The following is a 10,064-nucleotide window of genomic DNA, read 5'->3' as shown; positions in this document are numbered from 1 at the left end:
CCCTCTCGCTCGCGCTGCGGCGCCCTCCTGTCGGCCGCGACACGGCCGAGTGGGTCACGGCCCTCGTCGAGCGCCCGAGCATGCTCTGGATCCCGAACGCCCTGCGCACCTGACACCCCACCCGTCCACGACCCCCCGCGGCCATCCCTACGACGAAGTAACGGAGACACCATGACCACCGACACCCGCATCCGCACCGCCCGGCGCGTGCTCGCCCTGAGCACCGCGACGGCCCTCGCCCTCGGCCTCGCCGCCTGCTCGACCGACGCCCCGACCACGAACGCCGACGGCACCACGACCGTCGAGTGGTGGTCGTGGAACCCCGACGAGACCACGGCCGGCCCCTGGATCGAGGCGTTCGAGGCCGAGCACCCCGACATCTCGGTGGAGCACCGCTTCATCCAGTACAGCGACTACGTCAACGCCGTCCGCCTCGCGGCGACGAGCGACTCCGGCCCGGACGTCTTCGGAGTGCAGGTCGGAGCGCTCACCACGCAGTTCGCCCCCCTCACCGCGGATCTCGCCCCGCTCGCCGAGAAGGGGCTCGGCGCCGGTTGGCAGGACCTCCTCCTCGAGACCGATCAGCTGGCGGTCGACGGCGAGCAGGTCGCCCTGCCGTGGATGATCACCGCCGGCGGACTGCTCTGGTACAACAAGACCCTCCTCGACCAGGCGGGTGCGACCGCGCCGACGACGCTCGCCGAGTGGAAGGACGTCTGCGCGAAGGTCGAGGCGATCGGGAAGACCTGCTTCGTGCAGGGCGGAGCGGACGACTGGGCCAACATTGACGTGTTCCACGCCCTCGCTGATCAGGTCGCCCCCGGCCTCTTCTCGGAGGCCCTGCGCGGCGAGGAGTCCTTCGACGGCCCCGACATGATCGCCGCGCTGGAGGCCTGGAAGCGGCTCTTCGACGACGGCGTCGTGCAGGCCGGTGCCCTCGGCCAGACCCAGTACCCGGATGCGAACGACGCCTTCCTCAAGGGGGAGGCCGCCATGATCGCGCTCGGCACCTGGAACAGCGACCGCATGTCGGCCGCGACCCTCGAGACCCTCACGGCCACGTACGGCGAGCAGGTCGCCTCGCAGGTCTTCCTCCCCGTCCCGTTCCCCGACGTGGTCGGCGGTGCGGAGGAGACCGGGCGTCTCTTCGGCGGCCCCGACGTCGGCTGGGCCGTCTCGGCGAAGAGCGAGGTCCAGGACGCCGCCTTCACCCTCGTGCAGTGGCTGACCGCGAGCACCACCGCGCAGACGAGGATCGCCGACACGCTGCAGACCCCTGCTCTGGCCTCGGTCCCGGTCGACACCGAGGGCCTGGTGGCTCCCGAGCTGCAGAAGCCGGCACTCGAGGGCGCGGCGGAGCAGCTGGCCGACCTGAGCGGCGCCCGCCAGATCCAGGACTCCGACGTCGAGACGGCACTCGGGCAGGCCCTCTCGGCCGTCGCGAGCGGGCAGTCGAGCGCCGAGGACGCCGCGGCGTCCGTCCAGCGGGCCGTCGACGCCCTGGACCGGTAGGCGACGGTGGCCGCGAACGAGATCGTGACGACGACGGGCACCGCGCCCCGGCGCTCGCTCACCGCCCTGCTGTACGTCCTCCCGGCGCTGCTGCTGGTGGTCGGGTTCGTCTACGTCGGCACGGGGTTCACGGGCTGGGTGTCGACCCTCGACTGGAACGGGATCGACGACTCCCGGCGCTCCGTCGGCCTTCAGAACTACATCGACATCGCGAACGATCCGGTGTTCTGGGCCTCGCTCGGGCACGTGGCGGTCTTCGGAGTGATCACGATCGTCGTACAGATGGCGATCGGCTTCGTCATGGCCGTCCTGCTCGCCACCGACGCGGTCCGGGCGGCGGCACTCCACAAGATCGTCATGTTCCTGCCCGTGGTGCTCGCGCCGGCGGCCGTCGCGACGGCGTTCCGCGAGATCCTCAGCCCGGACGGGGCGCTCAACGGGCTCCTGCGGAGTGTCGGCGTCGACTCCGAGGTCGCGTGGCTCGCCGATCCGCACCTCGCGCTCTACTCGATCGCCGCCATCAACATCTGGCAGTGGACCGGCTTCAGCTTCCTCCTCTACCAGGCGGCCATCTCCCAGCTGGACCAGAGCCTCTTCGAGGCGGCGGCCATCGACGGAGCCGGAGGACCCGCCATCGTGCGGCGGATCCTCCTGCCGCAGCTGGCGGGCACCCACGCGACTCTCGCGCTGACCGGGTGCATCGGGGCGCTCAAGACCTTCGACCTCGTGTACCTGACGACCGGGGGCGGTCCCGGCCGCAGCACGGAGTTCCTCACCACGTATCTCTACAAGCAGGTCGTGGAGCAGTACCACGCGGGCTACTCCGCCGCGCTCTCGGTCCTCCTGCTCGTGATCGCACTCGCGCTCACGACCCTCCAGATCCGCGCCACCCGACCCCGAGAGGACTGACCGTGCTCGGTCGACCGTCGACGCTCGTCCGCGTCCTGTGCCAGCTCGCCGCGGCGGCCGTCGCGGTGCCGTTCCTGCTCCCCCTGATCGCCATCGTCGCGACGTCCTTCGAGGGCGAGGGGGCGGCGGCGAACTACCTCGCCGTCCTCACGCGCACCCCGTTCCTGAGATCCCTGCTGAACAGCCTGATCATCTCGGCCGGCGTGATCGCCCTGGTCTACGTCTGCACGATGCTCGCGGCGTACGCGTTCGCGAAGCTCGACCTCCCGGTGAAGGGCTTCCTCTACAGCGCGGTCCTCATCGGGCTCACACTGCCGACGATCGCGCTGATCGTGCCGCTGTTCGCGATGGTCCAGCAGCTGGACCTCTTCAACACCCACATCGCGGTCATCGTGCCCCTGGCGACGACGATCATCCCGTTCACGCTGCTCCTGACCCGGAACTACATCGAGGGCATCCCCGAGGAGATCCTCGAGGCCGCCCGCCTCGACGGGTGCACCAGCTTCGGCGCTCTGATCAGGATCGTGCTGCCCCTCGCGAAGCCCATCACGGCGGTCCTGATCGTCTGGTCCTTCCTCCAGGCCTGGAACGAGTTCTTCCTGCCCCTGCTGTTCCTCCCCGACCCGTCGCTCCAGACCGTGACGACCGTTCCGCTGTACTTCACGAGCACCTACGGATCCGACCAGCCCAAGATCTTCGCCGCCCTGGTGCTGATCTGCCTGCCGATCGTGATCGCCTACCTGTCGCTCCAGAAGTTCTTCGAGAGGGGGCTGTCCGCCGGTGCCGTCAAGTAGTCCGCAGGAGGCGCCGCAGCCTTGTCGCAGGACGGATGGGGGGCAGTCGCGCGACGACTCCCGCGCCGACGGTCGCTTAGGCTCTTCCGAATGACCACCACGACGACCTCTCCTCGCGGCGCCTCCGGTGCCCCGCGCCGCCGTCGCCGCGGACTGTGGATCACGCTGAACATCCTCCTGGTGCTCGTGATCGGCGCGATCGTCGCGGTCCTGCTGGCCGTCCAGACGTACGACAAGGCGATGACGGTGCGCGACAAGCTCACGTCGGCGATCCCGCTCGTCTCGCAGGCCGCCGACCAGCTCACCGGCTTCGACACGGCGGGTGCGCAGGCCACCTCCGGGCAGATCGCGACCCTCACCGGCGAGGCGCGCGACGAGACCGACGACCCGGTCTGGCGCGTGATGGAGGTCGTCCCGATCCTCGGCCCGAACCTCTCGGCCGTGCGCGCGGCGACCGAGATCGCCGACGACGTCTCCTCGAAGATCGTCACTCCGCTCTCGGGGACCTCGCTCGACGTCCTCAAGCCGGTCGACGGCCGCGTCGACCTCGCCGCGATCACCGAGCTCTCGGCCAGGATCGACGTCGCGAAGCAGGTCGTCGACGAGTCGAGCGAGAGGGTGGACGGGATCGACCGCGGCGCGCTCGTACCGCAGGTCGCCGAGGCGCTCGACGCCTTCGCCCCCCAGCTCGAGACCGCGACCGAGGCGATGGACCAGGTCCAGCCGATCACCGCGATCCTCCCCGACGCGCTCGGTGCGAGCGGACCGCGCAACTACCTCGTCATGTTCCAGAACCTCGCCGAGGCGCAGGCGCTGGGAGGCGGCGCCTCCTCGGTCATGCTGCTCCAGGCCGACGCCGGCGCCATCTCGATCACGGAGCAGCTCTCGAGCCGCGACTTCGGCGGGCTCGAGTCCGTGGACGTCGATCGGAGCGCCCTCGACACCTTCGGCGGCAACCTGGCGACGACGTTCAACGTCTCGACCAGCCGTCCCGACTTCCCCACCGCCTCCTCGATCGCGACGCAGTTCTGGGCGCAGAAGTTCCCCGACCAGAAGATCGACGGCGTGCTCGCGATCGATCCCGTCGCGCTGTCCTACCTCCTCGACTCCACCGGTCCGGTGACTCTCACCGACGGCTCCGAGCTCACCAGTGAGAACACGGTCTCGACCCTGCTCAACGAGGTGTACTTCCGGTATCCGACCGAGACGGTCGGAGTGAAGACGGACGCCTTCTTCTCGGAGGCGAGCGCGACGGTGCTCGGCAAGATCCTCAGCGGGGAGATGGAGCCGACGCTGATGCTCCCGGCGATCGTGAAGTCGGTCGAGGAGAGCCGGATCCTCGCGTACAGCACGGATCCCGACGAGCAGGCGCTCCTCGCTCCGACCCCGATCGCGGGCATCCTGCCCACGACCAACGACGCCACGACCACGACGGGCGTCTTCTTCCAGGACGCGTCCATCGGCTCGAAGATGGACTACTACCTCGACACCGCCGTGACCCAGTCGAGCGCGAACCGCTGCGCCGCTTCCGGAGCGACGTTCACCACGCAGGTGACGCTGACCAACACGATCACCGAGAAGGTGGCGCGCACGCTGCCGGCCTACGTCGCGGCGAACGGCGGCCGCAGGTTCGACCTCGGCGATTTCGTCACGAACGTCTACGTCTACGGCCCTCCCGGCACGACCACGACCGTCGCCGACGCGAGCTGGGGCTCCGAGCTCGGCGACGTCGTGCAGACGACCGACGACCTCGGTCGACCGGTCTCGAAGGTCGCCGTGCAGCTGTCGCCCGGCGAGTCGGCCACCGCCACGATCACGTTCACCGCGGGCGCCGCCGCCGGCTTCGGCGAGCAGGCCGTGCGCGTCACCCCGATGATCAACGCGACAGACGTCACCCTCGTCCCCGACCCGAGCTGCGCCGGCTGACCCCTGGGTCGTCCGCTCACCTGCCTGGAGAGGATCCTGTCCTTCCTTGCTGAAGAGGATCCCGCCTTCCTTGCTGGTCGAGTAACCCCGCAGGGGCGTCTCGAGACCACCTCCCCGAGGACCTCCGCCTCCCGCTCCCGGCCCGCTCAGGCCAGAGCCGACCCCGGGATCGCGCTCGTGACCAGCCAGGACGCCAGGAACGCCGTGCCGACGCACAGCGCGAAGCCGACCATCGGCACCCAGAACGCCCGGCGGCCCACCAGGTAGCGCACGACCGTCACGGCCACCGCGATCAGCGTCAGCACCGGCGGACCGAGCAGGGCGAGCGAGACGCCCCAGTCGATCCGGTCGAAGTCGCACGCGATGTTCTGCCCTTCGCACTGCGCGGGGAACACCGAGAGGACGGCGGCGAGGTAGCCGAGCACGACCGCCACGAGTCCGAGCCCCAGGCAGCCGAGGATCGAGAGCACGAGGTCCCAGCGCCGGCGCCGCGGGCGCCCCGCCTCGAGCACCTCGCGGACGGTGCGGTAGGCGTCGGTCCGCAGCTCGTCGTGCGCGGCCCCGGCAGGGCCGGGCCTGGCGGCCGGGCGCGGTGCCGCGGGCCGAGCGGAGGAGGAGCCGTTCGCGGCCGCGCGCGCCCGCTTCTTCTTCGAGGAGGCCATCGTCAGAAGATCATGGGCCGGTCGTCGTCGAGGGTCGTCTCGAGATCGAGGTCGACCACCACGGGGACGTGATCGCTGGGCGCGTCGCCCTTGCGCTCGTCGCGGTGGATCGACGCGGCCGTGACCAGCTCGCCGAACGCGTGCGAGCCGAGGACGAAGTCGATCCGGAGGCCCTCGTTGCGCGGGAAGCGCAGCTGCTTGTAGTCCCAGTAGGTGTAGCCCTCGGGCACGAGCGGGCGCACGACGTCGCTCAGTCCGGCGGCCTCGAACGCGGCGAACGCCTCGCGCTCGGGGATCGAGACGTGCGTGGATCCGGGGCCCAGCGACGGGTCGCCGACGTCGCTGTCGAGCGGAGCGACGTTCCAGTCGCCCACGAGCGCGAGCGGCAGATCGGGCTGCGCGGTCAGCCACTCACGGGTGCTCGCCTCGAGGGCGGCGAGCCACTCGAGCTTGTAGAAGTAGTGCGGGTCGCCGACGGCGCGGCCGTTGGGCACGTAGAGGCTCCACACGCGGACGCCGTCGACGGTGGCGCCGATCGCGCGCGCCTCGAGCGGGAACGAGCCGTCCTCGGAGGGCGCCTTGGCGAAGCCGGGCATGCCGGGGAAGCCGACCTGCACGTCCTCCATCGGGAGGCGGGAGGCGATGCCCACGCCGTTCCACTGGCTGATCCCCGCCATCTCGACGTGGTATCCCGCCTCGGCGAAGGCCTCGTGCGGGAACTGCTCGGGCTTGCACTTCAGCTCCTGCATGGCGAGCACGTCGACGTCCTCGCGGACCAGCCAGTCGACGACGCGGCCCGTGCGGGCCCGGATGGAGTTCACGTTCCACGTGGCGATGCGCATCCTCGAAGTGTAGGAGCCGCCGCCGACAGGACGGTGCGGGCGGCGGAGGGCGGGCGGGTGCGGCCCGCCCGTCGGTCATCCGCCCGACGGATTGCGCAACCGGTGTCGGTGGTCGATGGTTGTCTGTGCGCCGTCCCGATCGGCGCCACCCGCGTCGTCCCCGGCGCCGCCGCCCGCGGTCGCCGCTCCTCCTCCCGTCGCCGTCCGCACGGGATCCTCCGATCACGGCGAGCCGTCCCTCCGGATCGGCCCGTCGCCCCTCCCCGCACTCCCCATCCCTGTCTCGAGGAACCCCGTGATCCTGCTCCGACTCGCGTCGTCCTACGCGAAGCCCTACTCCCGCTGGATCGCGGCGGTCGTCGTGCTGCAGCTGATCTCGACGCTCGCCGCGCTGTACCTGCCGAGCCTCAACGCCGAGATCATCGACCAGGGCATCGGCACCGGCGACACCGACTTCATCTGGTCGACCGGCGTGACCATGCTCGGCGTCTGCCTCGTGCAGGTCGTCACCGCGATCGGGGGCGTCTACTTCGGCGCGCGCACCGCGATGGCCGTCGGGCGCGACCTGCGTCGCGACGTGTACCGCCGCGTCGACTCCCTCAGCGGGCTCGAGGTCGGCCGATTCGGCACGGCCACCCTCATCACCCGCGGCACGAACGACGTGCAGCAGGTGCAGATGCTCGTGCTGATGACCCTCAACTTCATGGTCTCGACCCCGATCATGTGCATCGGAGGCATCGTCTTCGCGCTCCGCGAGGACGTCGGCCTCTCGTGGCTGGTCTGGGTCTCGGTGCCGGTGCTGTTCGTCGTCGTCGGCGTGCTGGTCTTCCTCCTGCTGCCGCTGTTCCGCCTCATGCAGGACCGCATCGACGGCATCAACGGGGTGCTGCGCGAGCAGATCACGGGCATCCGCGTCGTGCGCGCCTTCGTGCGGGAGCCGTTCGAGTCCGAGCGCTACCGCCGCGCGAACGCCGCGATCACCGAGGTGTCGATCAAGGTCGGCAACATCTTCGTGCTGATGTTCCCGGCGATCATGATGATCCTGCACCTGGCCACCGCCGCCGTGCTCTGGTTCGGCGGCCAGCGCGTCGACGCGGGTCAGATGCAGATCGGCTCGCTGACCGCGTTCCTGCAGTACCTCCTGCAGATCCTCACCGCGGTGATGATGGGCGTCTTCATGGTCATGATGATCCCGCGCGCGGTGGTCTGCGCCGAGCGGATCGACGAGGTGCTGACCACGCGCACCAGCCTCACCACGCCCGAGGGCGGCGCCGACGCGCCCACCACCGGCCGGGTCGAGTTCAGCGGCGTCGTCTTCGGCTACCCCGGTGCCGAGCGGCCGGTGCTGTCGGGCGTCGATCTCGTCGCGGAGCCCGGTCGCACGACCGCGATCGTCGGCTCGACCGGTGCCGGCAAGACCACGCTGCTGGGTCTCGTGCCGCGCCTCTTCGACCCGCAGGAGGGGTCGGTCACGATCGACGGAGTGCCGGTCTCCTCCCTCGACCGCGCCCAGCTCGCCCGGGTCATCGGCCTCGTGCCCCAGCGCCCCTACCTCTTCTCGGGCACGATCGCCTCGAACCTCCGCTTCGGGCGGCCCGAGGCCACCGACGCCGAGCTCTGGGAGGCCCTGCGCATCGCCCAGGGCGAGGACTTCGTCCGCAGCAAGGAGCACGGTCTCGACGAGCCGGTCTCGCAGGGCGGCACGAACGTCTCGGGCGGTCAGCGGCAGCGGCTCTGCATCGCGCGGGCTCTCGTCGCCCGGCCCCGCGTCTACCTCTTCGACGACTCGTTCTCGGCGCTCGATGTCGCGACCGATGCGCGACTGCGCGAGTCCCTCGCCGCGGCGACCACCGACGCGACCGTGATCATCGTCGCGCAGCGCGTGTCGACCATCCGCCACGCCGACCAGATCGTCGTGCTCGACGCCGGTCGCGTGGTCGGCCGCGGCACCCACGACGACCTCCTCGAGACGAACGCGACCTACCGCGAGATCGTCGAATCGCAGCTGAGCACCGAAGGGGTGGCCTGAGATGGCGCGCGTCCGCGACACAGTGGAGGAGCAGCCGGCCGAGCCGGAGTCGCTCGCACCCGAGTACGAGCCCGGCGAGGCCGACGGCGGCATGTTCGGCGACGGGCCGCCCGCCCGCAAGGCCCAGCACTTCTGGCCCTCCGCGAAGCGGCTCTTCAGCCTGCTCGGCCCCGAGAAGGCCCGGATGATCGTGGTCGTCGCGCTGGTCTCGGCGTCGGTCGTCCTCACCGTGATCGCGCCCAAGATCCTCGGCCAGGCGATGGACACGATCTTCAACGGCGTGATCGGATCGCAGCTCCCCGCCGGAGTGCCGCTCGAGCAGATCATCGAGCAGCAGCGCGCCTCGGGCAACGGCACGTTCGCCGACATGCTCTCCAAGACCGACATCGTCCCCGGCGAGGGCATCGACTTCGTCGTGCTCGGCCGGCTCATCATCATCGTGCTGCTGATGTACGTGGTCGCCTCGGTGCTGATGTGGGCCCAGGGGTTCCTCCTCAACGGCCTCGTGATGCGCGTGGTCTACGGACTGCGGCAGGACATCGAGGCCAAGCTGAACCGCCTCCCGCTCCGCTACTTCGACACCCGTCAGCGCGGCGACGTCATGTCGCGCGTCACCAACGACGTGGACAACATCCAGACGGCGCTCCAGCAGGCCTTCTCGCAGCTCGTGCAGTCGGTGCTGACGATCATCGGCATCGCGGCGATGATGTTCATCGTCTCGTGGCAGCTCGCGCTGATCGCCCTGATCTCGCTCCCGCTGTCCGGCGTCATCGCGGGAGTCATCGGCGCCCGCTCGCAGAAGCTGTTCGCCGCGCAGTGGAAGAACACCGGCGCACTGAACGGCCACATCGAGGAGTCCTTCTCGGGTCTCGAGATCGTCCGCGCCTTCGGCCGCGACCGCGAGATGCTCGAGGAGTTCGACCGGCGCAACGACGACCTCTACACGGCCTCGTTCGGCGCCCAGTTCGTGTCCGGCATGATCATGCCCGCGATGACCTTCGTGTCGTACCTGTCCTACGTCCTCATCGCGGTCGTCGGCGGCCTCCGGGTGGCCTCGGGGCAGCTGACCCTCGGAGACGCGACCGCGTTCATCCAGTACTCGCGCGAGTTCACGCAGCCGGTGACCCAGCTGGCGAGCATGGCCAACATGCTGCAGTCGGGCGTCGCCTCGGCCGAGCGCACCTTCGAGCTGCTCGACGCCGACGAGCAGGACGCCGAGACCGTCACCGACTCGCTCCCCGAGCGCACCGACGGCCACGTCGAGTTCCAGGACGTCTCGTTCTCGTACGACCCGGAGCAGCCGCTGATCGAGGGGCTCTCGTTCTCGGCTCAGCCCGGGCAGACCGTCGCCATCGTCGGTCCGACCGGCGCGGGCAAGACCACCCTCGTG

At 70.2% G+C, this 10,064-nt stretch carries 8 protein-coding genes; 6 read left to right on the top strand and 2 right to left on the bottom strand.

Going from position 1 to position 10,064, the window contains the following annotated elements; translation table 11 throughout:
* Positions 1-171 precede the first annotated feature (171 nt).
* From ASF46_RS16895 to ASF46_RS16880, 4 genes are all read left to right on the top strand, one after another.
* Entirely contained in the window at positions 172-1,512 is a 1,341-nt protein-coding gene (locus tag ASF46_RS16895) for an ABC transporter substrate-binding protein (RefSeq protein ID WP_056868723.1), read from the top strand.
* 6 nt (positions 1,513-1,518) lie between these two features.
* Entirely contained in the window at positions 1,519-2,421 is a 903-nt protein-coding gene (locus tag ASF46_RS16890; RefSeq protein ID WP_056868722.1) for a carbohydrate ABC transporter permease, read from the top strand.
* Between the two features lie 2 nt (positions 2,422-2,423).
* Positions 2,424-3,215, top strand: coding sequence for a carbohydrate ABC transporter permease (locus ASF46_RS16885; protein WP_056868721.1), 792 nt, complete (start codon positions 2,424-2,426; stop codon positions 3,213-3,215).
* Between the two features lie 90 nt (positions 3,216-3,305).
* Entirely contained in the window at positions 3,306-5,141 is a 1,836-nt protein-coding gene (locus ASF46_RS16880; RefSeq protein WP_056868720.1) for a DUF4012 domain-containing protein, read from the top strand.
* 146 nt (positions 5,142-5,287) lie between these two features.
* Here ASF46_RS16880 and ASF46_RS16875 read toward each other — a convergent pair whose 3' ends face one another.
* Both ASF46_RS16875 and ASF46_RS16870 read right to left on the bottom strand, forming a co-directional pair.
* Positions 5,288-5,803 (bottom strand): DUF6264 family protein, encoded by a 516-nt coding sequence (locus tag ASF46_RS16875; protein WP_056868719.1) that lies wholly within the window; start codon positions 5,801-5,803, stop codon positions 5,288-5,290.
* 2 nt (positions 5,804-5,805) lie between these two features.
* Positions 5,806-6,645, bottom strand: coding sequence for an exodeoxyribonuclease III (locus ASF46_RS16870; protein ID WP_056868718.1), 840 nt, complete (start codon positions 6,643-6,645; stop codon positions 5,806-5,808).
* Positions 6,646-6,940: 295 nt separating this feature from the next.
* Here ASF46_RS16870 and ASF46_RS16865 point away from each other — a divergent pair, with 295 nt between their 5' ends.
* A complete protein-coding gene (locus ASF46_RS16865) occupies positions 6,941-8,674 on the top strand; it encodes an ABC transporter ATP-binding protein (RefSeq protein ID WP_056868717.1) in 1,734 nt (577 codons plus the stop codon).
* A gap of 1 nt (position 8,675) precedes the next feature.
* Positions 8,676-10,064: ABC transporter ATP-binding protein (locus ASF46_RS19810; RefSeq protein ID WP_327205470.1), on the top strand; the 1,389-nt coding region annotated here is incomplete at its 3' end.

The sequence above is a fragment of the Rathayibacter sp. Leaf296 genome, from assembly GCF_001423045.1.
GTDB lineage: Bacteria > Actinomycetota > Actinomycetes > Actinomycetales > Microbacteriaceae > Rathayibacter > Rathayibacter caricis.
This window is presented reverse-complemented; position numbering and strand designations above follow the sequence as displayed.